This is a genomic window from Leisingera sp. UBA4491 (assembly GCF_002388965.1).
Classification (GTDB): domain Bacteria; phylum Pseudomonadota; class Alphaproteobacteria; order Rhodobacterales; family Rhodobacteraceae; genus Leisingera; species Leisingera aquaemixtae.
This window is the reverse complement of record NZ_DGNN01000029.1, coordinates 1-22284: the sequence shown is the minus strand read 5'-3', so window position 1 is coordinate 22284 and position 22284 is coordinate 1. Positions and strand designations below refer to the sequence as shown.

Annotated in this window: 19 protein-coding genes, 2 tRNA genes and 1 pseudogene; 5 read left to right on the top strand and 17 right to left on the bottom strand. The window is 63.5% G+C overall.

The genetic code is table 11. From position 1 onward, the window contains the following. The first annotated feature begins 28 nt into the window (after window positions 1-28). Window positions 29-1291 (top strand): O-antigen ligase family protein, encoded by a 1263-nt coding sequence (locus B2P87_RS17840; RefSeq protein WP_141891767.1) that lies wholly within the window; start codon window positions 29-31, stop codon window positions 1289-1291. Here B2P87_RS17840 and B2P87_RS17835 read toward each other — a convergent pair. The 6 genes from B2P87_RS17835 to B2P87_RS17810 form a co-directional block, all read right to left on the bottom strand. Then, window positions 1267-2331, bottom strand: a complete 1065-nt coding sequence (locus B2P87_RS17835; RefSeq protein ID WP_141891766.1) for a glycosyltransferase — start codon at window positions 2329-2331, stop codon at window positions 1267-1269. The two genes, B2P87_RS17840 and B2P87_RS17835, sit on opposite strands and share 25 nt — an antisense overlap. Further along, window positions 2328-3248: a sulfotransferase gene (locus tag B2P87_RS17830; protein WP_141891765.1), complete on the bottom strand. Its 921-nt coding sequence runs from the start codon at window positions 3246-3248 to the stop codon at window positions 2328-2330. The genes B2P87_RS17835 and B2P87_RS17830 overlap by 4 nt, the downstream gene beginning before the upstream one ends. Beyond that, the gene (locus B2P87_RS17825) at window positions 3245-4564 is read right to left on the bottom strand and encodes a lipopolysaccharide biosynthesis protein (RefSeq protein WP_167510275.1); all 1320 of its coding nucleotides are present in this window, start codon (window positions 4562-4564) and stop codon (window positions 3245-3247) included. Before B2P87_RS17825 ends, B2P87_RS17830 begins: the two co-directional genes overlap by 4 nt. Before the next feature lie 100 nt (window positions 4565-4664). Then, window positions 4665-6044, bottom strand: coding sequence for a polysaccharide biosynthesis/export family protein (locus tag B2P87_RS17820; RefSeq protein ID WP_208764508.1), 1380 nt, complete (start codon window positions 6042-6044; stop codon window positions 4665-4667). Window positions 6045-6069: 25 nt separating this feature from the next. Further along, window positions 6070-6711: a YjbF family lipoprotein gene (locus B2P87_RS17815; RefSeq protein ID WP_244940754.1), complete on the bottom strand. Its 642-nt coding sequence runs from the start codon at window positions 6709-6711 to the stop codon at window positions 6070-6072. After that, entirely contained in the window at window positions 6708-8786 is a 2079-nt protein-coding gene (locus B2P87_RS17810; protein ID WP_244940753.1) for a YjbH domain-containing protein, read from the bottom strand. The genes B2P87_RS17815 and B2P87_RS17810 overlap by 4 nt, the downstream gene beginning before the upstream one ends. Here B2P87_RS17810 and B2P87_RS17805 point away from each other — a divergent pair. Together B2P87_RS17805 and B2P87_RS17800 are read left to right on the top strand one after the other, a co-directional pair. Next, entirely contained in the window at window positions 8785-9156 is a 372-nt protein-coding gene (locus B2P87_RS17805; RefSeq protein ID WP_141891760.1) for a hypothetical protein, read from the top strand. The genes B2P87_RS17810 and B2P87_RS17805 overlap by 2 nt on opposite strands. 2 nt (window positions 9157-9158) lie before the next feature. Continuing rightward, window positions 9159-9449 (top strand): hypothetical protein, encoded by a 291-nt coding sequence (locus B2P87_RS17800; RefSeq protein ID WP_027245281.1) that lies wholly within the window; start codon window positions 9159-9161, stop codon window positions 9447-9449. Window positions 9450-9548: 99 nt separating this feature from the next. On the opposite strand, the gene B2P87_RS17795 is transcribed toward B2P87_RS17800, so the two are convergent. The 8 genes from B2P87_RS17795 to B2P87_RS17760 form a co-directional block, all read right to left on the bottom strand. Beyond that, the gene (locus B2P87_RS17795) at window positions 9549-11693 is read right to left on the bottom strand and encodes a GumC family protein (protein WP_141891758.1); all 2145 of its coding nucleotides are present in this window, start codon (window positions 11691-11693) and stop codon (window positions 9549-9551) included. A 103-nt stretch (window positions 11694-11796) separates the two neighbouring features. After that, window positions 11797-12483, bottom strand: coding sequence for a sugar transferase (locus B2P87_RS17790; RefSeq protein WP_141891757.1), 687 nt, complete (start codon window positions 12481-12483; stop codon window positions 11797-11799). A 537-nt stretch (window positions 12484-13020) separates the two neighbouring features. After that, complete coding sequence (locus B2P87_RS17785; RefSeq protein ID WP_058285269.1) at window positions 13021-13266, bottom strand: VPEID-CTERM sorting domain-containing protein; 246 nt, start codon at window positions 13264-13266, stop codon at window positions 13021-13023. Window positions 13267-13405: 139 nt separating this feature from the next. Next, window positions 13406-14134, bottom strand: a complete 729-nt coding sequence (locus tag B2P87_RS17780; protein WP_141892134.1) for a metallophosphoesterase — start codon at window positions 14132-14134, stop codon at window positions 13406-13408. Between the two features lie 134 nt (window positions 14135-14268). After that, window positions 14269-14781 (bottom strand): hypothetical protein, encoded by a 513-nt coding sequence (locus tag B2P87_RS17775; RefSeq protein ID WP_141891755.1) that lies wholly within the window; start codon window positions 14779-14781, stop codon window positions 14269-14271. A gap of 176 nt (window positions 14782-14957) precedes the next feature. After that, window positions 14958-16559 carry an exosortase E/protease, VPEID-CTERM system gene (xrtE, locus tag B2P87_RS17770; protein WP_141891754.1) on the bottom strand — a complete coding sequence of 534 codons (1602 nt, stop codon included), beginning with the start codon at window positions 16557-16559 and terminating at the stop codon, window positions 14958-14960. 143 nt (window positions 16560-16702) lie between these two features. Continuing rightward, entirely contained in the window at window positions 16703-17734 is a 1032-nt protein-coding gene (locus B2P87_RS17765) for an SDR family NAD(P)-dependent oxidoreductase (RefSeq protein WP_167510274.1), read from the bottom strand. Between the two features lie 272 nt (window positions 17735-18006). Beyond that, a tRNA-Thr gene (locus B2P87_RS17760) sits at window positions 18007-18082 on the bottom strand. Window positions 18083-18257: 175 nt separating this feature from the next. Here B2P87_RS17760 and B2P87_RS17755 point away from each other — a divergent pair. Further along, window positions 18258-18344: transfer RNA gene (locus B2P87_RS17755), tRNA-Leu, on the top strand. 96 nt (window positions 18345-18440) lie between these two features. Here B2P87_RS17755 and B2P87_RS17750 read toward each other — a convergent pair. Together B2P87_RS17750 and B2P87_RS17745 are read right to left on the bottom strand one after the other, a co-directional pair. Beyond that, entirely contained in the window at window positions 18441-19928 is a 1488-nt protein-coding gene (locus tag B2P87_RS17750) for a flavin-containing monooxygenase (RefSeq protein WP_141891750.1), read from the bottom strand. Window positions 19929-19939: 11 nt separating this feature from the next. After that, window positions 19940-20383 carry a cupin domain-containing protein gene (locus B2P87_RS17745; RefSeq protein WP_058287464.1) on the bottom strand — a complete coding sequence of 148 codons (444 nt, stop codon included), beginning with the start codon at window positions 20381-20383 and terminating at the stop codon, window positions 19940-19942. A gap of 125 nt (window positions 20384-20508) precedes the next feature. On the opposite strand from B2P87_RS17745, the gene B2P87_RS17740 reads away from it, so the two are divergent. Beyond that, window positions 20509-21543 carry a helix-turn-helix domain-containing protein gene (locus B2P87_RS17740; RefSeq protein WP_244940752.1) on the top strand — a complete coding sequence of 345 codons (1035 nt, stop codon included), beginning with the start codon at window positions 20509-20511 and terminating at the stop codon, window positions 21541-21543. A 383-nt stretch (window positions 21544-21926) separates the two neighbouring features. On the opposite strand, the pseudogene B2P87_RS17735 reads toward B2P87_RS17740, so the two are convergent. Continuing rightward, window positions 21927-22284: pseudogene (locus tag B2P87_RS17735) on the bottom strand (hypothetical protein); the annotation flags it as partial.

Below are 22284 nucleotides of genomic sequence, written 5' to 3'. Positions count from 1 at the left end.
GCCCCTCCCCTTGAGATAGTGAGCGGTAATGAAAGTTGGCTTGATTTCATTTTTCCTGTTGTTTGCGCCGTTTACTGCTGCACGTATTTCTGACGGCTTCTCGATCGGCCTGCTGGACTTGATGTCTTTCGCATTTCTTGCGCTGGCCCTGCCGAGGATTTCGTCTGTCGCAAAAACGGGCCTCGGCTTTCTTCTGACCCTGCTGATCTGTACCCTGACCTTTTCATTTTTAGCCGGAAGCATCGTTAACGAGTTTTCGGCCAGGGACCTTGCATTCGCAAGAATGATTTTCATCATGCTCCCCGCCATCCTGCTTATTTCCCAACCCATGTCCGAGGAAAAAGTCTGGCGAATGACATTTCTCTTTTTCTGGGGAGGCTTCATTGCGGTCCTCTTGGGGATCGTGCTCCATCATCTGGGGATTCAAATCCGAAGCAATCAGCAAGCCCTTTGGGCCGGGGATGGTTCAGGTCCGAGCCTGAGAGCCGGCGGAGTACTCGGCAACAGCTCGGACTTCGGGCATCTGACCGCAGTGTGGGGAAGCGTATGCGGGTTGGGAGTGCTTGTGTTCGGACGAAGGAGAAGCCGCTTCCTGGTGACTCTGCTCATTTTCGCAGTGTCCTTTTACGCGACATGGATCGCGTCCTCGCGCGCAGCCACGCTGCACCTTCTGCTTGCCTACGGTCTGGCGCTGCCATTTCTGCTCGGGCGAACCGGCTGGGCTATGGCGGGCTGCGCCACGGTATTTACCCTTTTGTCGCTTCCATTTCTGCTGTCCGAGTTCAGCCTGTTGCTTCCGCAAAACGTTACATACAACCTTCAGCGGCTGGATTTCCTGAACATTTCGGGAAACAGCACGTTTATGCAAACCGGCCGTTTTGTAAACTGGATTCACCTGATGGCTGTTTTCCAGGAAAATTGGTTCCTTGGAATTGGATACAAGAACATCAACAGCGACTATGGAGTCTGGGGCGACAACTCCTATTTAACGATCCTTGTTGAATTCGGACTGCTCGCCGGGGCTGTCAATATCCTGCTTTGGATCTGGCTGATCGCAATATCTGCGGCGTCCGCGCTGAAAAACCGCCGCGGCGTCGTGTTTTTTGCGGTCGTTTTGTCCGAAGCCGTGCATGGGCTTACCGTGGATACAGGTACAATCTGGTACTCTATGCCGTTTGCATGGTTGTTTATCACCGCCCACTATCTTCTTCAGACCCAGTCCGGGGGCCTTAGGAACAAGAGAGGGGCAGCAACTGCCAGGAACCTCTATCCGGCGACACCGTATACCTGATAGGTTTTTGCCGCCATAACGTCGGCAGAATAGGTCTGCTCAGCCTCCCGGCGCGCGGCGGCGCTCAGACGCGCGCAGTCCTCCACGGTCAGCCCCTGCAGCATCCGGACGGCCTCGTCCGAGGTCCGGAACAGGCGCCCGGTCTCCCCGTCCCGGATCACGTCGGCGTTGCCGACCACATCGGTGGCCAGAACGCAAAGCGCTTCGGACATGGCTTCCAGAACCGCCAGCGGCATGCCCTCCCAGCGTGAGGTCGACACAAAGACGTGGGTCCGCCGGAAGTAGTCCCGGGGATTGGCGACGCCGCCGTGCAGCGTGACATGCTGCGCCAAGCCCTCATCGTTGAGGCGCTGCTGGATCTGCGGCAAGCGCTCTCCGGTACCGATCACATCCAGGTGGAACCGGAGGCTGCCGCTGAGCGCCTTGGCGATGTCGATGAGCAGATCCGGGTTCTTCTGATGGTCATACCTGCTGACTGCCAGCAGCCGGAGCTTCCCGCCATCCCATTGCGGCCGCGTTACCGTTTCGGGGATTTCGATGCCGTTGGGGATCACCGCCAGCTTGTCAGCGCGGATGACCCCAGCCTCCCGGATGAGCCTGGCCTCGCCTTCCGACACGCAGATGGCCTTTTGCGTGCCCCAGCCCAGGAGCTGCTCAAGACGGAGGTACAAGGCTTTCTTCAGCGGGCTGTATTCACCGGTGTGAAGCCCGTGGAACGTATGCACCACAGGGCGCCCGGTCCACAGTCCCAGCATGCGGGCATAAAGCCCGGCGCCCTTGCCATGGGAGTGCAGCACGTCGATTCCTTCGCGCCGTATGAACCTTGCGGTTGCGGCCAGCGAACCCAGCGAGAACGCGCGGTGCGGCAGCGGGACGATTCTGTCAGGCCCCAGCAGCGCGCGATAACGGTCGTGGTAGGGCTTGTCATCCGGGCAGGCCACATAAGCCCCGATCCCCTGTGGGCGGTGCTTGAGAAGCTGGTACAGGTGCTCCGGCCCGCCGCCGAGATCGGCCCGAACGGTGAGAAACAGGACCTTCATCCCCCCTCTCCTTTCCAGGCGGACAGGTCCCGCTGCAGCAGGGTTTCCAGGCGCTCCACGCCGGGGCGGAACCAGGCGGTCACTTCCGCCCGCAGCGCATCGTCCAGCCGGGGCCGGGGGCGTTTCACGTTCAGGAAGCCCTTGAGCGCGGCAACCAGCTTGCTGTCGCGCGCCAGAAGCGCCAGGCGCAGGGTCCTGACCGCCGGGGCCAGCGGCCCCGGGGGGGCCAGCAGGAAGTGCGACAGCCGGGGAAACCGCTGGGCGTGGGCGGCATTGCGGGGCGAAAAATCCGTGCGCCCGTCGTCCGGCAGGCCAAGGAAGGACAGCAGGTCCAGCCAGACCGCCCGCGGGTCATCGCGGAAATCGTCATAGATGATCACCTTGCGCCGGGGCGCGGGCACCAGCTCAAAGAAGCGTTCGATCTGCGGGGAAAACGCCGCGATCCGCCGGTAGAGCAGGCTGTCCGGGCGCCCGTCCTTGGCCGCGTCCCACTCCGCCTCGCGCCGCGGCTGATCCTGCCAGGCGGCGGCAAAGTCCTGTTCGGTTTCGAGGCCGGTGTAGAGCTGCTCCATATGGAAGGCGTGGGCCACATCAGCCGGGTTTCTCAGGATCGCCACGAACTTGGCTTCGGGGTAGCGGCTGGCGCAGGTGCTGACCGCCTGCGCTGAGCGCAAATAAGAGGTTGTCCCCTCGCCGATGATCCTGTGCCGTGCCGGGTCGGCAGCGGCAAACAGGGCGTCATACTCTGCCTGCGTTTCCGGGCGCAGCGCGTGCGGCTCAATCCCCAGATCGCTGCACCAGAACAGCGGTTCCTTGGGTTTGGAGAAGAAGACATCTTCGCGTTCCGCCAAGTATTCGGCAATTGCGGTGGTGCCGCATTTGGGGGCGCCAATCAGGAAGAAATTCGGGGTGCTCATGCGGCTTTGCTCCACAATGAGAAAATGGAAGGGTCGATGCCGACCCGCTTTTTGACGGTAAATAAAAGGGTGATATGCGTGACCGCACGCAACCCTGCGGTGCAGACTGCCGCGCCGGTCATGCCAAAATGTTCGGTGGCCGGGACCAGGGCGGCAAGGCAGATGCAGTTGAACCAGACCAGCCGCCGCAGGAGAATTTTTTCCTGGCCGGCCAGTTCCAGGATGTTGGGCACCGGGCCGCAGCAGACGGAAATGAGGAAGCCGGCCCCCAGAACGGTCAGGGCGGGGGCCGCGGTTGCAAAGTCCGGGTTCATCAGGGCAAGCAGCCAGTCGCCATGGAACACGATGATCAGAAAGCTGACCAGTGTGGCCAGGCTGACGAGGAGGACAGAATACCTCAGCATGGCCTGTGTTTCGGCGAAATTCCCGTTGGCATGCCCGCGGGCAACCAGCGGTGCCACGACCATGGCGGATGCGAGGGTGAAGAGGTCAAGGACTAGCGCGATCCGGAAGGCCGCGAAGAAGGGGCCGACCTCATCAGGCGAGAGCACCACGCCCAGAATGACCGGCGCCAGCACCGGCCCGCCAACCGTCTGGATCAGCGACGTGCCCCAAAGCGGCAACCCCGTCCGCACCCGTGCAGCCGCGGCCGCGAAAACCTCACGCAGGGCTATGGGCCTGCGCAGATAGGGATCGCTTCCGGCCTGAAGCAGGATCAGGGCAATCAACGGCAGGCCTAAAAGCCACACCGCAGCTGCCGCAGACAGGCTGAGCGAAAAGCCCCAGAGGCCCAGGCAAACCGCCAGAATTGCCAGCCTCCAGAAGATATCCCGGGGCAGCAGGGAAAACGCAATCGTCCGGTATCCGCGGAAGAAATGAACGGCGTTCTCGGCGAATGCCAGGGCGGCTGCCAGGACAGCCATGGCCGCAAACACCTGCGCATCCAGCTGAAGCAGGCCGAAGGCCCTGGCCGGAACCAGCAACAGCGCGCAGGCCAGGGTGCCGAGAACGACAATCAGCAGGCTGGATTTCCCGATCAGAGCGAGCTGCCGTCCATCCGCATTTTCATGGGCGATGGCGGCGTCCTTCAGGGACATCATGCGCTGCCCCAAAGACCCGGCAACCGCGAGCAGCGTTGCCAGGGAGAAGCAGAACCCGATGACCCCGAAGCTCTCCGTGTCGGTGACCCAGGCCAATGCGGTGAACATTGCCAGTGACGCCGCGGCGGCTGACCCTTTGATCAGGACCGCGACTGCGCCGCCGCCAAGCAGGCGCAGGAGCGTCTTGTTGCCTTTGAGCCGGTGCAATAGCTTCATCGTGAAAAAACTCTTTATCAAACTGCGTTCGCAAAAAATATGCATTCCTCCGGACAGGAGGCCTGCAGCGTACGGCTCTCAGGTCCGGAAAGTCCGCGGATCAGTCCGCCACCGCATTGATCGGAGCCGTGATCAGAGACGGTGTGATCTGGTCGATGGTGCGGCCCCAGCGGGTGACAGGGTTTTCGGCCACAAACACGATGTCATCGGGGCGCAGCTCGAAACGGGCAGCGAGCGGCAGATGCGCGGCATTGCGCACGTCCAGATGCCAGGCGGTGACGGCGCCGAACTCGCGAATGTCGTCGGAGGCGCGCAGCACGTAGACCTGCGACGCGTCGCCGGTCTCCTTGGCGATGCCGCCGCCGGTGTCGAACAGCGCATCCGCCAGCGTCGCCTTACGGCCGAACGGCAGCGTGTAGCGGCCCTGGGTGCGGACCTCGCCGCTCAGATAGACGTAATCCCGGTCCACCGCGTCCAGCTCCAGCGCCTGGGAGAAGTTCTCGCGCTGCTCATCAAGGTCGGCGCGGCGCAGGGTGAGGGCGGCGGTCAGCTCGTCAATCGCAGCACGGCGGCCCGCCAGGGTGGTCTGCTGCAGCTGGATCTGCTGCGCGAAATAACGCTCGGCGCGGCCAAGGTCGTAATCGGTGTCCACAAACACCGAGTCATCCGCCAGCAGCTTGAGACGCTGCAGTTCGGAGCGGGCATAGAGATCCTCCAGCGGGATCTGGTACATGGTGCCATCGCGGTAGATCCGGACCGAGCTGGTGTCGATATCCGCCACCGAGACCGACCCCGCCGCCGCCAGCGCCTCGCCCAGGGCGAGCGGCGTCAGGGTGATGGGGTAAACGCCGGGCTGGCCCACGGCGCCGCCGATCGAGACCCGGCGGGAATTGAATTCGGAAATCTCAAGGCTGAAGGTCGGGTCGATCTGGCTTTCCACCAGGCGCTGGAACAGGAGCGCTTCGGCCTCGTCCACGGTGAGGCCCGCGATGCGCACGCGGCCCACGTCCGGGATGTTGATCGAGCCGTCATCCTGCACGGTGTAGCCGTTGCGGCTGTTCTGCGCCGCCAGCAGCCCGGACAGTTCTGCCACGGTGCCTTGCGTCGACGGGGTGGACAGCACCACCACATCGCCGGTGCCGATGGTATAGGGGCCGGGGTCCACAGCGGGCGGCGGATCCAGCCGCAGCCCCTGGCGGCTGCCGTCCTGGGTGGAGGGCGCGTCGGGCAGCCGGCCCAGGCCGCGCGGGCTGGCCCCGGCACCCGAGCCTGCGGAGATCTGGAAGACGGCAGGCAGGGTCTTGGGCTGATAGGCGGCGCGGTTGGCGACCAGCACGGTTTCCGGGGTCACGGCCACCACCCGGACCTTGCCCGCGTCCGACACGCCTGCCTTCACGGCAGGGCTGCGGTAGACGGTTGAGCAGCCGGACATCAGTCCTGCCAGAGCCAGAGCGCTGAGGGCAACGGAAATGCGGCGCACGGTGCGTCCTCCAATCAACTTACAATCAAATCTCATCCGGCACCGTCTTCATAAAGAGGTTGCCAAGGAAGCTGCCGGTCCACTGCGAGGATTGCAAAACCTCGGGGACTCCCTGCCGCACCCAATAGGTATTCGTGAAGCTTTCCGCTACCCCGTGGCAGCGTTCTTCCAGCTTTTGAGCGGCAACCGGCAGGCCGCGCAGAAAAATGCTCTCCGGCCCCAGGCGCGTCACAACGCATTTGTAGGCGTGCAGTTCGATCTGGTCGTTGCCGTTCAGGAAACTGTGGAACCGCTCCGCCGTGCCCTCCTGCCGGGCCAGCACCAGCGCCGCGCTTTGCCGCACATCCGAGGCCGCCAGACCAGAGCCGAACCCCTTGGCGGAGGTGAGAAACCCCTTCTCCAGCGTGATCGTGGCGCCATCGGCGGTCAGCCAGGTCTGCACCCCTGCCCGCTCGGTCTCCAGCAGCATGACGCCGCTCAGGTCGCGGCTGGGAAAGCTCACCTCCAGCCGCGGCGGGATCGGGCGCACAGACGCCAGCGCATTGGCGCGCGGATGGAACCGGGGCGCATCGGGCTGCAGCGCGCCGCGCAGCAGGTCGAGTTCGTCCCTGGCGTCGCCGCAGGACGCGAGCAGCAGGCAGATCAGGGCAGTGCGGAACAGCCTCATCGCAGGAACCTCCCCCATCCCTTGGCCAGCTGCTGGGCGCGCGCCTCGCGGGTCACGCCATACAGCCGGTTGCGCACATTAAGCCGGGCGCCGCCATCGCGCAGCACCGGGCGGATCACCTGCGCCAGCCGGTCGCGCGACGGGCGGCCGGTCAGCCAGGACACCGGAATTTCCAGCCGGATCCCCTTGTCAAACGAGCCTTCGCCGAAATCGTCGAAGCTGACCGTGGTCAGGGTAAAGAAGGCGCCGACCTTGAAGCCATTGGCAAATTCGCGGTCGAGCGTGACGGTGGCCCCGTAGTCGCCGGCCAGATATCGGCCTGCGTCCACCTGCGCGTGGTATTCGCCGGGCAAATCGTAATAGGCGGAGACATGGCCGGTCGCGACCGAGTAGTCCTGGAACCCGAACAGCACGTCAAAATCGCGCTGCTTGACGTAATTCACCTCTGCGCCCAGCGCCAGCCGGCTGTCCGCCGGGAACCACAGCACTTCGCCCGAGACGCCGCCGTACATGGTCTCCAGATAACCCGCCGTGGTGCGGGCATAAAGATCGGCGCCGGGACGCCAGATGTATTCGGCGGTCAGATGCTCGACGCGCAGGTCGGATTCCCGGGCGTAAATCCCCCAGTCGGACCGCACTCGCTGGATCACCGAATTCGACTGCCGCTGGCTGTCATCGAGGTTGCCGGCGGCCGGCTGGCGCAGTCCGGCAGACAGGGTGAACCCCGGGGCGGCGGTGTAATCCAGCCCCATCTGGGCGCCGATTTCATAGCGCAGCGGCGCATCCGGGTCGAAGAACGAAGCCTGCAGATAGGGGCCGAACCGGTAGCTGAAATTCGGATAGGCCGCATCGGTGAAGCCGCCCCTGAACAGCGTCAGGCTGTCGGATACCTCGGCCCGGGCAAAGCTGCGCCAGGCCCCGTCGGGATCATGCTCCAGCTCATAGAGATCCTGGCGGGCGATGCGCACGGAACTGAGCGGCACGCCGTTCGACATGAGCGCGATATCAAAGCTTTGCACCCGCGCAGGCTGGGTATTGGCCAGCACCCGCGCCGCCCGCCCGACAGCCTGCGCCGCCTGGCCGTAGGTGCCGTTTTCCACCCCGATCCGCAGCGTGCCGCCCGCGTCCTCCAGATAGACCAGCCGCAGCCCTTCCAGCTCCAGGCTGCGCGTCAGGACCTGCTGCCGGCGGCCCGGTGCCGCGGTATCAGGCAGGTTCCAGCTGGCCAGCGCCACCCGGTCGATCGGCTGCAGCGGCGGCGGCGAGGCGCCCTGCCCGCCCGGCGCCACGCTTTGCCGCGGGTCGATGAAATAGCTGTAGTTGAGCCCCAGGGTGGTGCCGTACATGAAGGCCGCGGTCACCTGCGCCCCGTTCTTCAAACGGTACTGGGCGCCCAAGTTGAACGGCGAGCTGACCTCGAAACCGATGCGGTCCCGCTCTTTGGTATAAAGGTCCGGGGAGTATTCCGCGAGCAGGATCAAGCGGTCGCTGTAGGCCCAGCTGGCGCCGCCGAACAGCGCCGCTTCGCCCCGGAACCAATTGCCGAAATCCAGCCGCCCCGTTTCGGTGATGTTGCCCGCACGAGGATCGCTGCGGGTGTCGAACCGGCTGCTGAGCAGACCCAGCGGGTTGGAGAAACTGCCGCGTCCGGCCAGCCGCCCCCAGCCGATGCCGCCGGACAGTTTCAGCCGGTCCCGGATGGTCTTGGTGGCAACCAGATATTCCGAGGCATAGATGCCGGTGCCGCCGAAGTCGCGCAGGCCCAATGCCAGGGCCGGGGACGTCCGGCCTTCCTCGCGCAGCTGGAAGTGCAGGTCGAAGCTGCGGTCGAAACGGTCGCCGATCTCCCCGTCGAAGCCCTCGATCACCGCATAGCGGAAGCTGCCATGCACCCAGGGCAGCATCTGAAAGGTCATCGTGGCCCGCAGGGTCTGATCCAGCACACCGCTGGTAAAGGCCAGGGTGCCGTCGGGATACATTTCAGCCGTAGGCGTTTCGATCAACCCCGGCGTGCCGTAGACTGAAGTGCTTTGCGCCTGAGCCAGTGAAGGGGCGAGTGCCGGGGCGGCCGCCATGAGTGCTGCCGAAAGCAATTGCCGTCCCTGGAAAATCACGTTTGTCATACCGTCTAAGAATGTACTGCTGGCCTGCCGCCCCTTTATCCGTTTTTCGGCGGACTGTCCCGCAGGCTGGAGAAAAGGCCGGAAATGTCTTTCTGCTGTGGCGAATCTGCCTGTCTCTTTCCCTGTTTCGGACGCCAGTGCAACCCTTGCCGGAGCAAAACCGGCGGTTGCGCGGCTTCTGCGGTTTCCGCCATTGGTTTTGCCGCCGGACGGCGGCGGAAAAACACCATTTTGGACACACAAAAGCGGCTTTGCAGCAGTGCAGCATTTGCAGCGCCGGCAGAGCATGATAGCTTGGCGGCGAATAGGTTTAGGAGATTGACGATGATCCGGATTACCCTTTTGGCCCTGGCCCTGTCCGCAACCGGTGCTGCCGCCCAGAGTGTCAGCCCCGCAACCGCTAAGGACGATTGCGAAGACACCCAGAACACCGACGATGACGAGTGTCTCGCAGCGCTGGCAGACGCTGCCTCCGCAGCAGAGGCGGAAGGCGTCACCGGCTTTGTGCCGCTGGTGGCACCGGCGCTTGGAGCGGCAGCCGCTGCCGCCGGACTTGCAGCCGCAGCAGGCGGCGGCGCGACCCCGTCCACCACAAGCACCGTCAGCACGAACTGAAGCACCCGCAACTGCGGCCCGCAGTCTGCAAAAGAGATCGGCGCGCCCCCTGCGAGGCGCGCCGTTCCTTTTCAAGCCGTCTTCTCCGGCTTCAATGCGTCAGTTGGCGTAGTATTTTGAGCCATAGTCGCCGTAGCTGTAGCCATACTGCCTCATCCGGCGGGTGTTGATCTGGCCCAGGATCATCCCGGTCAGGCGCTGGTTGTCGGTATGGAACAGCCGCAGGGCCTCCGCCACATCCTGTTCGGCGGTGTCGTCCCATTTCACGGTCAGCAGCACCGCGTCCGCATTGCGGGCGATCAGCCGGGCGTCAGACACAATCAGCACCGGCGGCGTGTCGATCAGAATGACGTCATAGCGCTGCCGCATCTCGTTCAGGAAGTCGCGGAACCGCTCCGACGCAAAAAGATCGGCGGCGTTGGCCGAGGTCTTTTCCCCCGCCAGGATGTCACAACCCAAGAGCGGATCCTGGAAGATGGCTTGGTCAGCCGCGATATCCCCTGCCAGCACCGAGACAATGCCCTGCGGCGGCACATTGCTGAGCTGGGCCGTCATCGTCCGGCGCCGGATGTCGCCCTCGACCAGCAGCACCTTCTTGCCGATGCCAACGAAGTTCTGCGCCAGCGCCAGCGAATTGGTGGTTTTGCCTTCCCCCGGCAGGGAGGAGGTCAGGACCACGACCTGCGGCGGATGATCCACATTGGACAGCATCAGCGAGGTGCGCAGGTTGCGCACCGCCTCCGCGGTGGCGGAAGACGGTTTCTCGGCCAGGTATTCCAGCACCTTGCGGCGGCCGCTGGCCGGGAACACCGGGATCTGCCCCAGCACGCTGTAGCCGGTCTTGCGCTCCAGCTCCTGAGCGGAGCGGATGCCCCGGCGCCGTGCTTCCATCAGCAGCACGATGCCGGCGCCCGCCATCAGCCCCAAAATCCCGCTCATCGCAAGGATCAGCGATTTTTTGGGCGCGGAGGGGCGCAGCGGAATCACCGCCCGCGACAAGAGGCGGCTGTCCGCTTTCTGGATGCCCTCCTGGGCCGAGGTCTCCTTGAGACGGGTCAGGAAATACTCATAGAGCAGCCGCACAGCTTCTGCCTCGCGGGTGAGCTGCTGCAGGGTGATCAGGTCTTCGCTCTGCCGCGCGGTTTGCCTGGACAGTTCCGCCTCCGACTGCACCAGCGTCTGCAGCTGCTGCGTTGCGCGGCGGGCATCCAGCGCGGCGCGGGCCAGAAGCCGCTGGAAGGCGGTGTCAAACGCGGCCCTGCCCGCGGCGGTGTCCGCCTGCGCCAGCAATCGCTGCAGCTGCCGGTCCTGGCTGACTTCCGCCCGCTTCTCCCGGGTTTCCGCCGCGCGCAGCTCGCTGTAGCGCACCTGCGCGGTTTCCTCCGCGGCTCTGGCCAGGGCAATACGCTCGCGCAGATCCTTCAGCTGCACCTCTTGCGCCTGCAGCGCCTCCGGCGAGACCAGGGCGGTGCCCGCATTGAATTCATTGGCCTTGGCCTCGGCGGTTTCCAGCTCCGTCTTAAGCTCGGCCACACGGCCGGTCAGCCAGGTTGTCGCCTGCTCGGTGGCGTCGAATTTCACTTCGATCTGGTTGAGGATGTAGAGATCCACAATGGTGTCGGCAATCAACGCCGATTTGCGGGCGGATTCCGTCTCCGCAGTGACCTCGAACACCAGCGTATTGGGAACATTGCGCACCGAAATCTTGTTCAGCAGGGTCGAAACCACACTGTCCCGGATCAGCTGTTCGACCAGCTCCTCCGGCATCTCTTCCGTCGGCTTCTGCAGGCCCAGCAGCGATTTGATCTGCGATTTCACCGTCCAGATCAGCGCGCCCAGCGCAGAAGGTTCAACCAGGGTTCCGTTGAATTCCGGATCGTCCATCAGGCTGAGCTTGTCGGCGACCTTGCTCATCAGCCCGCGCGATTGCAGCACCTCCAGCTCGGAATTGACCTCGGCGTAGTCGCCCGACAGGCCGCTGACGACGCTTTGCAGATCAACCACGCTTTCCTGCTTGGTCTCCAGCATCACCACGGCGCTGGAGGTGTACTGCGGCACCGCTGCGACAAAGGCGTATATCCCGCCCAGGAAGATGGCCGCCGCGGTCGCCAGCAGCATGATCCACTTGCCGCGCCACAGGGTGGCGAACAAGGCGCCAAGGTCTATGACATCGTCGTCCGGCGTTTCAGAGGGCGCAGGGCGCTGCACAGGGAAGGAAGCTTCACTCAAAGGCGTCTGTTTCATGAATACCCAAGTACCGTACTGATGATGCGCGCCGCACACGCGCATCATCCCCCGCATACACGCGGGGGCTTTAAGAAGAAAGTCCTGCGGACCGGTGCCGGACTCAGCGGCCGGTTCTGCCCAGCACTGCTGCACCTGTGCGGAGGATGATTGTCAGATCCTTGAAGAAACCGCGGCAGGACAGATAGGCCACATCCAGCGCCACCCGCTCATCATAGCTGATGTCATTGCGGCCGGAGATCTGCCAAAGCCCGGTGATTCCAGGCTTTTGGGCCAGATACGCCGGCACGCTCCTGCCGTATTTCGGCAGCTCCTTGGTGACAATGGGGCGCGGGCCGACAAAGCTCATCTCGCCCTTCAGCACGTTCCAGATCTGCGGCAGTTCATCCAGGCTGGTCCTGCGCAGGATCCGGCCAAGCCGGTTGACGCGCGGGTCGCTGGTCAGCTTGTGGTCACGCTCCCATTCAGCAGCAGCCTCGGGGTTGCTGTCCAGATGGGTCTGAAGCCGTGATTCGGCATCGACCACCATGCTGCGGACCTTCCAGCATTTGAACGGCTTGCCGTTCTGGCCCACACGGGTATGCCCGAAAAATCCCGGTCCGCCATCCAAGCGCACAACACCCCACAAAATCAGGATGACAGGAACAAGGACAGGCAACAGCAAAAGAGCAAATAGTATATCAAAAATCCGCTTACCCGATCTGGAGTAATAGCCCGGCGAAGAATAGCCAGGCACCTGATATTCAACAGATCCATCGATGGAGTACGCGGTCAGTGCAAAATCCTGCATCGTCTAACACTCCGAAATTCAAACGTCTTAACCAAAACCCACCTGCCAAAAGGGATAGGTACGGGCTCATTACACTCAAGTTACGACAAACTTAAGTAGTATTTTCTACACTTTTGAGACTTGGTTAACCATTGTGTCCTGGGAGCAAGACCTGGGTGGCCCGGTTCAATTCTGAGGGGATGACGGGCCTTGATTCTGCCGGAATGCTGGTTTCCGGCGCCGGTGGCCTGAGGCCCGATACAGCTCTTTTGGCTGCCAGAGCCTAAAGGAAAGATGAAGCCTGCAGGCGACAGCCCGGCGTCGCCCTTCGGCGCGCAGCCTGTCAGCACGAATTCAGATCGTGTGCCCCCTGGGCGCTAACGCCCGACACGCCGCAAAACCACAGGCCCGCCGAACGCCGAGGCGCTTGGGACGGAACCTGTGCAGAGTACGGTGGGGCGGGGGCTTTGCGGCGAGAAGCTGCTGCGGCGATTGCCGCAGACGCCTGATCAGCCTTGGCGGAAATGGATTTACCCCGCTGAAGGGGCCCGTTCCGAATCAGGCGCGGCGGCGGTTCACTTCCCAGGCCAGGGCCAATGCAGCGCCAACCGCCGCTAGCGTCAGCAGACCCGCGCTGGCGTCGATTTCCGGCACGCCCCACGCATTGCCGTTCCCGTTGCCGCCGTTGCCGTTGCCGACTCCATGCCCGTTGCCATTGCCTTTGCCAGGCTTCGCTAAAGCGGCGGACAGGGTCATGCAGTTGACAATGAAAGCGGTGCTAAGGGCGGTAAAAAGATTTTTCATCTGCTGGGCCTCAAAAGGTAACTGTTAAACTCCCCCATCGAAGGCACTTAACACCTTCTTAACCACCGCTCAACTTGAAGCGTGGGACAGGTGCGTTATTCCCGCACGGCTGTATCCGGTCTGCACCGATGACCTGACGTCAGGCGGGCTGCGCAGGCACGCTCAGGAACCGCGGCGCGCTGCCATCAAGGCAGACAGCAGACAGGGTTCCGGTGGCATAGGCGCCGGTATCGACGGCAATCCGGCCCCGCTCCGCCGCGGGCGTGCTGACGATGGTATGGCCATGCACGACCCAGACCCCGTCCCGGCGCGGGGTGCGGAAGAACTCCCGGTGCCCCCACAGCAGCGTGCCGTCCTGCTGCGCGTCTGCGGCCGTGCCGGGATCCGCCCCGGCGTGGGCCACCAGCACAGTGCCGGACAGCAGAGAGGTCTCCAGACCGGCAATCCAGGCAATCAGATCCTCCCCCATCGCCGCCTGCAGGCGGTCGCGGCAGCTGCGCAGCTCATCTGCGCTCATCTGCGGGCGGGCGCCGCAGATGCCGAAGGATGCCAGCGTCTGCAGCCCGCCGTTCCTGATCCAGCGGCCGCCGTCGCGGGCGGGGTTCTGCAGGAAGCGCAGCAGCATATCCTCATGATTGCCCATCAGGCAGGTCAGATCCGGGCGGGCGCTGAGAAAGCGCAGCAGTCCGGCGCTCTGCTCGCCCCGGTCGACGTAATCCCCGGCCAGGACGACTTGGTGATCCCGCGGCACCTGGGCCAGCATCTGCTCCAGCAGCGGCAGGCAGCCATGCACATCGCCGATCACGCAGAGCGGCACCTCAGGCGCGGGATCCGCAAAGGCGGCGCCTTTTGCGAACTTGCGGAGCATGGATGACAGCACGATAGGCAAATCTCCCGGTAGCCTGTTTGGCGCAGTGAACCCCGGCGTGCGGCAACGCGCCGGGGTTCACTGCGGTCACCTCCGTGATACCCGCCAGCCCGCACCGGGGCAAGCTGGCCTGCTCAGGCGCTGCGGCAGGCTTTCACACCCATGCGGATGATTTCGCTGCCCTTGATCTTGTAGATGCCGGAAATCCGGTTGCGGCCTTCCGCCATGAACCAGACCTTCAGCGGCTCCGGGTAGAAGTCCGCCATCACCCGGCTGAAATAATCGAACTTTTCCTGCGCCAGGCGGCGGCCGCTGCGCGACGGACCGTGGAAGCCGAAGGTGGTGTTCGGATCAACGCAGGCCCCCGGCAGGCCGAGGAACATCGTGCAGGTGGAATAGCAGACCCGGCCGCGGATCTCGACCCGGGTGCCGCTGCGCTTGAGGTTTTTCAGTTCGATCAGCCGGTCGTGCAGATAACCGCCACGGTCGCTGCCCACGACATAGGTTTGCTGGGCGGCTGCTGCCTGCGGCTGCAGCACCGCAAGTGCCAGACATGCGGCAACGGCGGCATTGGCGGTCTTGCGGAAGACGGAACGGGCGCGCCCCGGCAGGGCAGCAGCAGAAGATGCGATATTCAGTGCCAGCATGATCAGATCTCCAATGCAAAGAAACGGGCGTTGGAGACTGGATAGAAAACCCCTGCGCGCTGGCCGGGGTGGAGATGTGGCAAAAATTAGTACATTATCAACACTTTAGCCCGCATGTTAGGCAAATTTTAGTAGTTCTCGCCCTGTCCTGCGGCGTGCCGCCAGGCGGGATGAGATCAGATCAGATCATAATTCATGGTGGCGATGGCCACGGCAGCGATGATGGCGTTGGCCAGCATATGCGCCTGCACGGCGCCGCCGGGGCGGCGGGTCCGCAGGTACAATAGCCCGAACGCAACGCCCGCCGCTGCCCCGGCCAGCCAGCGGTCGTGCAGCGCCGCAAACAGCAGGCTGCTGACCGCCAGCCCGGCCAGGACGCGCCAGGGTGCTGCGGCGGAAGTGCCGGCGGCACGCTCCAGCACATAGGCGCGGAAGAACAGCTCTTCGATGACCGGCACCAGCAGCACCGTGCCCAGCAGGCGGCACAGGATCCAGAACGGATCCGGCGCCTGCGCCGCGCTGGCGGTGGTGTCCGGGGCCAGCAGCAGCCACATTGCCGCCACCGCGCAGCCGGTCAGCCAGTCGGCCGGCCCGGCGCGCCAGTCGATAGCCCTCAGCGCAGGCCAGAACAGCGCCAGCCCCAGCAGCATGAACGCCACCCTCAGCGGGTAGCCATCGGCAGGATTTTCCCAAAGCAGCGGCGTGATGGTGCCGCTCATCATGAAAAGGATGAACGGAACGATTCTGGCAAACAGCGGATCCGCCCTCAGGGGCAGGCCGGGGCGGGCGCCAGGCTTTGCTGCCCCGGTGTGGAAAAAGGCCATGTTGTGGACGATGGCCAGAACCGCAAAGGCCAGCAGCGAAAACATCAGCCAGCCCGCATAGGAGTGAAACCCGTCCACCGCCAGTTTCGGCGAGACATTTGCACCCAGCCAGATCAGCGCCGAAATCCGCAGGATGTTCAGGATCCAGCTCAGGCAGACCGCAACCGGGAACAGCAGCGCCCAGTAGGGGCCCATCCGCAGTGTCCGGCGCGCCAGCAGCGCATAGAGCGCCATGAACACCGCCACCAGGGCCACGCCTTCGGCACCGGAACAGCCCGAGGCAATGCGGACCGAAAAGTCGTTGAGGCCGATAATCCGCTCCCCCGGGAGGGTGAACAGCTCGGTGCCGGTCAAGGCAAACACCCCGCTCGCGGCCTGGAACGTCAGCCGGGTCAACGCGCGGTTCTCGCCCCACAGCCATCCGGTCGCCTCAACCACAAGCGGGAGAAGGAAAAATCCGGCTGCCACCAGCGGCAGGAAGGCGCCATTGCCCAGCAACCACTGCTTCCAGGCGCGCAACGGCAACAGCCAGAGCGCAGCGCCCAGAAGCGCAAGCGCGCCGCCGGCCAGGAACAGCGGCGCCGCCTGGCTGAACTGCGCCTCCAGCTGAGCCAGCGGAAGCCGCCAGAGCGGCACCAGCACCAGCACCAGCCCCAGCAGATGCAGCCCGGCCGGAACCAGGCGGCGGGACGGCGCCGCGGCCGCCAGATGCGCATAGCTGTGCCAAAGACGGGGGCGGGCCACTGTCATCAGAACAACGGCAGCACACATGAAGAAAACGCTCAGAGGAAGCGTCCGCAGCCCCCGGCAGAGAGTATATGCGGACACATTCCCGCAGAAGAACTGGTCCGCATCATAGGTCAGCAGGCGAATGGCCGCGGCCTCGGCCACTGCCACCAACAGAAAAACAGCCAGACGCATGGATGCAGGCCGCAAGATCAGTTCTTGCCTCATGATCACTCCCCGGACGCGCGGTTTGGCAACAGGGTGGCGCAGACCCTGCCCTGTGCAGTCACAGCCGCTCCTTCATAATTCAGGCAGCCGCAGGTTCAAGAGGCTCACCCCGGCCCGGGACGGTCCCGGCTGCGCCGCTCGGCTCACTGGCTGTCCGGGGCCTCCGGGTAATACGCCCGGTACCACTCAACAAACTGCGCTACACCCTCGGCCACTCCGGTTTGGGGGGTATAGCCCGTCAGCCGCCGCAGCAGCGAGGCATCGGCCCATGTGGCGGGCACATCGCCCGCCTGCATCGGCATCAGGTTGCGCTCCGCGGTGCGGCCGGTGGCGGCCTCCACCGCGGCGATAAAATCGTTCAGCTGCACCGGCTCGGAATTTCCGATGTTGATCACCCGGTGCGGCGCCACCGGCGACAGGCTGTCGCCCTCTGGCACCGCCCCGTCCGCCGGGCGTTCCGGCACCGCGTCCATCAGCAGCCGGACGGCCTCCACCAGATCGGTGATATAGGTGAAGTCGCGCTGCATGCCGCCATAATTGTAGACGTCGATCGGCTGCCCCGCGAGAATCGCTCTGGTGAATTTGAACAGCGCCATATCAGGCCGCCCCCACGGGCCGTAGACCGTGAAGAAGCGGAACATGGTGACTGGCAGATCAAACAGATGCGCATAGGAATGCGCCATGTTCTCGGTCGCCTTTTTGGAGGCGGCATAGAAGGACATCTGGTGATCGGCCTTCTGGGTCTCCCTGTAGGGCATCTCGGTATTGGCCCCGAACGCCGAGGAGGTGGAGGCCAGCAGCATGTGCCGGGGCGGATGGGCGCGGGCGGCTTCCAGGATCTCGAAGGTGCCGGTGATGTTGCTTTCCAGATAAGAGCGGGGATTCTCGATCGAATAGCGCACCCCGGCCTGCGCGGCGAGGTGGACCACATAGTCCGGCTTGTGCGCCTCAAAGACCTCCAGGACGACGCCGGGATCCTCGATGCTGCGGGTGATGACGCTGAAGTCCGGGTACTGTTCCAGCATCGCCTGCCGGTCCCGTTTCAGCTGCACGCTGTAGTAATCCGACAGGTTGTCGATGCCAACGACACGGAACCCGTCCTCCAGCAGGCGCCGGCACAGGTGGTAGCCGATGAAGCCGGAGGACCCGGTGACAAGAACGGTTTGCTGGGTCATCAGTCTGCTCCAGGGGCCTGTCTGAACCGCCGGGATCCGGAACCCGGCCGCAGGGTGTTGTTTCGCAAGGCGCCGGACCACCCGCCGGGCATTATGGCAAACCGGGCAGGGGCATACCATCCCCGGCAGCTCAATCCGGCCCTGCCAGCGGGTGCGGCATAAGCAAACAGCCTCCCCGGACGGCCGCAGGCAGGGGAGCGGGGGACGCGCGCTGCAACTGCCGTTGGCTGGCGGCACGCACCAGCGATCATTCACAAGACTGCGGAGGAAACTGGTGCCGGTGATAGGACTCGAACCTACGACCCCATCATTACGAATGACGTGCTCTACCAGCTGAGCTACACCGGCGCCGCTGGTTTCATAATGCCGGGCCGTGTTGCAGGCAAGCGAAATTGCCACTCTGCCAGCGCCATCGGCGACCTTTGCAGGTGCGGCTGAAAATCCCGGCAAACCTGGATTCCGGCGTGCTATTTCCGTTTGACGCCCCTTGCGACTCCGCTTATACGCCGGTTTCACGACACCTGCCCAGGTGGCGGAATTGGTAGACGCGCTAGCTTCAGGTGCTAGTGTCCGTATGGACGTGGAGGTTCGAGTCCTCTCCTGGGCACCATCCCCCCTTACTCGAAAATTTGCATGCAGCAGCGCGCCCAATGTGTGCTGTTGAAACATGAGCGCCCGCCGTTTCCGGCAGGCGCATGGGCAGGCTTCAGGCCGCCTGATATTGCGGTGCCGTTGCCAGGAAACGGCCGTAGGCGCTGGCATCCGGCGGCGCGAATTGCTCCACAAGAGGGTTCGGCCGCTTCCATTGCGTCGCCCCCATATCCATCAGCAGCTCATCGAAGTGCTTGAAGTGGAAAGGCGCCGAGCACAGCCCGCCATAGATTTGCGCCGCCGGACGCTCCTTGCGGCGCCAGTCGAGCATCATCTGGATGTTCTCCTCCATCTCCGCCCGCGAAGGCTGACGCGCCAGCTGGCCATCGGCATAGCGGACCAGCCAGTTTGCCACCATCTCCGCCGACAGAATGGTGCAGAAGCTGGAGTTGAAGCCGACAAAGCCCATTTCCGGCAGGTCCGGGTTCACCGCCAGACGGTAGGTCCGGTACTGGCCGTCCGCCTCGATCAGTTTGTCCAGGTGCCGCTGCGCGAGATAGGGAATACCCAGCTTCCAGCCGACCGCTGAAATCACCAGGTCAGCGCCGATTCTCTCACCGTTTTCCAGCACGATTTCATCGCCTTCATACCGTGAGAATGTGGTGCGATGCGGAGTGATTGAACCGTCCTTAAAACCCTCAAACAGGCCCGGTGTCACGATCGGCACCGAGCAGGAAACGTCTTTCTCGATCGGGACATCCGGGACCATGTCCCACTTCTTCAGCCCCAGCTGCATCTTCAACAGCGCCTCAAGACCGCGGAAATTGGCCCAGATCAGCGGCTTGGCCAGACCATAGAAGGCCTTGTGCAGCCAGCTGCGGCCCCAACCGTTGAACTGCACTTCCTGCGCCCGCATGTAGAGCAGCTTCTTAAAGTTGATGCCGCCGACAAAATACGGCACCCGCCAGACATTCTGCCGGTAGACCAGATGCACCTGCTTGGCACCGTTCTGGACCGCGTTGACCGCGACATCGGTGGCGGATTTGGACCCGCCCAGCACCACAACCCGCTTGCCGCGCGCGTGCTCCGGGTCCAGATACTCCGAGGAGTGCATGACCTCCCCGCCTTGCGCGGTGAAGGCTTCCTGCCCGGGGTGGGTCAGGATGTTTTTCTCGGAGAACTGCCCGGTGCAGACCACTGCGAAATCCACGTCCTGCACCCGGGTCTCGCCGCCTGTCTCAATCACCAGCCGCCAGCCCGGCTGCCCGTCCGGGCGCCGGTCCATTTCCAGCACGTTGGCGTTCAGCTGGAACAGCCGGTGCAGATCGTGCTTATCCGCATAAGAATGCAGATAGGCGTGCACCTGCGGGCCCTTGGGCCATTCCGGATACTCCTCTGGCATCGGGTGGTCGGTATAACAGTACAGTTCTTTGGGGGATTGCGTCTGCACCCCCGGATAAGAGCGGGAAAGCTCCCACACGCCGCCCAAGTCATGGCTGCGCTCATAGCCCAGAACCTGATGCCCCTTTTCGGCAAAGGCCTTCGCCGCGGCCAGCCCGCTTACCCCGCCGCCGATGACGGCGACCGTCTTGCGTTTCACCATGTCCGCCTCCCTTATTCCGACGGCGGCGGCAGGAAATCCACCTCATGCAGCGCGGACAGCCGCACCAGTTCTTCCGGATCTGTCACCCCGTCCAATGCGCAGAACAGGTCAAACAGCTTGCGCGACGGCGCCACTCCGAACACGCAAGTGGCCTCTGCACCGGAGCGGTTGAAGATGCCGTGCGCCACCCCCATCGGCATCCGCACTGTGTCGCCCGGGCCGGCCTGGTACACGTCGCCGCCGAATTCCACCTCCAGCGTGCCCTCCAGCATGGTGATCCACTCGTCCTGGGTGGGGTGCACATGCGGCGGCACAAAGGTGCCGTCCGGAATGGCCGCGTGCCAGACAAACGCGTTTTCGCTGTGCAGCTTTGGCGTATAAGTGTGCCCGACGACATTCCAGGACAGGCCCTCCAGCCCGCCGGTCGCTTTGGTGATTCCCTGATCCAGAGCCATAGTTTCCTCCCTTATCGCTCGTATAGGAAGCCTAGGGGCAGCCCCGGAAAAGGGTTATCCAGAATGCGCAAAATAGCGCGGAACCGCATGATTGCCTGACTGAGGAACCGTGCTAGGCTGCGCCGATGACCCGGCAGCAAGCAGAACACAAGAGCGAGCCCTTGCGCGCGTGGCGGCAGTTCCACAGCCGCGACATCGACGAGGCCCGCAGCCTCGTCGCCCAGAAATTCTGCGACCACCGCCTGCAGCCTGCCGGCAGGAGCCTCGGTTTCGGCACCCGCCACAACCATGTTCCGGGACGCAGCCTGTCGCTCAATTACCTGTGCTACGGATCTGCCGTGCAAATAGACCCGGGCGAGCTGCAGGATTTCTATCTCGTGCAAATGCCGCTGAGCGGCGCAGCCGTGGTTGCCAACGGCGCGGCAGCGGTGGGCTCGAACATCCGCCAAGCCACCGTTCTCAACCCGACGCGGGTAACGCAGATGACATGGCAGGCGGACTGCCGGATGCTGCTGCTGCAGATTGACCGGAACGCGCTGCACAGTATTGCCGAGCGCGCCTCCGGGCTGCCGCTGTCTGAGCCGGTGGTCTTTGACACAGCCGCACCCATCAGCACCGGCCCCCTGCACGACTGGGCCCGGCAGTTCATCGCCTGCGTGAGGGCAACCGATGCGCAGGCCGGATTCGGCCACTGGGGCGCCTTGCAGCAGCAGGTGATCGAAGAGCAGCTGATCCTCGGCCTGCTGACCCACCAGCAAAGCAACATCCGCCATCTCCTGTCTCCGCGCGCCCCGTTGGGCAGCAGCCTTCAGATCCGCCGCGCGCAAGACTATATCCACGCCAATGCGGCAGAGCCGCTGACCGTTTCAGCCATCGCCGCCGAGGCCGGCTGCAGCATCCGCACCCTGCAGACCGGGTTCCGCCAGCATTTCGGCCTGACACCGGTGGAATATCTTCGCGATCTGCGGCTGGATCTGGCCCGCTATCTGCTGCTCTCGCGCCCTGCCGGAACGCCGGTCAGCAGCATCGCCTATGACAGCGGCTTTTCCCATCTGGGACGTTTTTCCCAGCTCTACCGCGCCCGCTTTGGCGAACTGCCCAGCACCACCCGCGCAGCCAACGGGTTACCGGACCAAACCGAGCAATCCACATTTCCCTGACACGCGTGTCTGTTCGGGGGACTGGATCCAACCCCCGGAAACGCCTGCGGATTTATCGGCGGCCGCCGCTCCGCGAACTGACGCGGGGTTGAAGCTGTAACAGGATTTGCGAAGAAACCCGCGGGCAGATCCCGTGACGAAACAACCAAGGATTGCGCACTTCGGTCCATTGATATCAGTGCCAATGAGGCATAAGAATGCACGCATCTTCGATTCGGCAATCCAACTCCCGAAGTTTGCCATTTAAATCAGTTACTTGCGAATTGACAAATGGTGGCGCACCCCAAAAACATGCACGCCAAAACCAAAAGCATGCACAGGTCTGGCAAAGAAAGAGCCCGCTCAAGGCGGGCTCTTCGCGGCAACTACACGCGCTCTGATCGTTATTGTTCTTTGTGAAGCAGCGACGCCATCACCTCGGGATTGAAGGCCTCTTCGAAGTCGACAACAGTGAAAGGTGAGTATGCAGGCGAGAGACGGTACGTCTTTGCAAATGCACTCACAAAATGGTCGAGCGAACACGACTGCGCATCTTCGAGCTTAGCCAAAGCAAAGGCCTCGACGACGAGCTCAATGACCAATCCCCAACGGTTCATGCATGCACAGAGCAACCTCTTGAAGAACTCTGCGTGAGAAAGTTGGTCGAAGGATATCCCAACTGTGTCAGCGTAACTGTATACAAGCCTGTTCAGTTCATGTGCATCCTTCCTGAGATCAATCGTAAGCGCCCGATTTTTACCG

Excerpts from the sequence above, each read along its gene's own strand:
- B2P87_RS17840 (WP_141891767.1), top strand. The coding sequence starts at position 29 with ATGAAAGTTGGCTTGATTTCATTTTTCCTGTTGTTTGCGCCGTTTACT.
- B2P87_RS17835 (WP_141891766.1), bottom strand. The coding sequence starts at position 2,331 with ATGAAGGTCCTGTTTCTCACCGTTCGGGCCGATCTCGGCGGCGGGCCG.
- B2P87_RS17830 (WP_141891765.1), bottom strand. The coding sequence starts at position 3,248 with ATGAGCACCCCGAATTTCTTCCTGATTGGCGCCCCCAAATGCGGCACC.
- B2P87_RS17825 (WP_167510275.1), bottom strand. The coding sequence starts at position 4,564 with ATGAAGCTATTGCACCGGCTCAAAGGCAACAAGACGCTCCTGCGCCTG.
- B2P87_RS17815 (WP_244940754.1), bottom strand. The coding sequence starts at position 6,711 with ATGAGGCTGTTCCGCACTGCCCTGATCTGCCTGCTGCTCGCGTCCTGC.
- B2P87_RS17805 (WP_141891760.1), top strand. The coding sequence starts at position 8,785 with ATGAGTGCTGCCGAAAGCAATTGCCGTCCCTGGAAAATCACGTTTGTC.
- B2P87_RS17810 (WP_244940753.1), bottom strand. The coding sequence starts at position 8,786 with ATGGCGGCCGCCCCGGCACTCGCCCCTTCACTGGCTCAGGCGCAAAGC.
- B2P87_RS17800 (WP_027245281.1), top strand. The coding sequence starts at position 9,159 with ATGATCCGGATTACCCTTTTGGCCCTGGCCCTGTCCGCAACCGGTGCT.
- B2P87_RS17795 (WP_141891758.1), bottom strand. The coding sequence starts at position 11,693 with ATGAAACAGACGCCTTTGAGTGAAGCTTCCTTCCCTGTGCAGCGCCCT.
- B2P87_RS17790 (WP_141891757.1), bottom strand. The coding sequence starts at position 12,483 with ATGCAGGATTTTGCACTGACCGCGTACTCCATCGATGGATCTGTTGAA.
- B2P87_RS17785 (WP_058285269.1), bottom strand. The coding sequence starts at position 13,266 with ATGAAAAATCTTTTTACCGCCCTTAGCACCGCTTTCATTGTCAACTGC.
- B2P87_RS17780 (WP_141892134.1), bottom strand. The coding sequence starts at position 14,134 with ATGCTCCGCAAGTTCGCAAAAGGCGCCGCCTTTGCGGATCCCGCGCCT.
- B2P87_RS17775 (WP_141891755.1), bottom strand. The coding sequence starts at position 14,781 with ATGCTGGCACTGAATATCGCATCTTCTGCTGCTGCCCTGCCGGGGCGC.
- xrtE (WP_141891754.1), bottom strand. The coding sequence starts at position 16,559 with ATGAGGCAAGAACTGATCTTGCGGCCTGCATCCATGCGTCTGGCTGTT.
- B2P87_RS17765 (WP_167510274.1), bottom strand. The coding sequence starts at position 17,734 with ATGACCCAGCAAACCGTTCTTGTCACCGGGTCCTCCGGCTTCATCGGC.
- B2P87_RS17750 (WP_141891750.1), bottom strand. The coding sequence starts at position 19,928 with ATGGTGAAACGCAAGACGGTCGCCGTCATCGGCGGCGGGGTAAGCGGG.
- B2P87_RS17745 (WP_058287464.1), bottom strand. The coding sequence starts at position 20,383 with ATGGCTCTGGATCAGGGAATCACCAAAGCGACCGGCGGGCTGGAGGGC.
- B2P87_RS17740 (WP_244940752.1), top strand. The coding sequence starts at position 20,509 with ATGACCCGGCAGCAAGCAGAACACAAGAGCGAGCCCTTGCGCGCGTGG.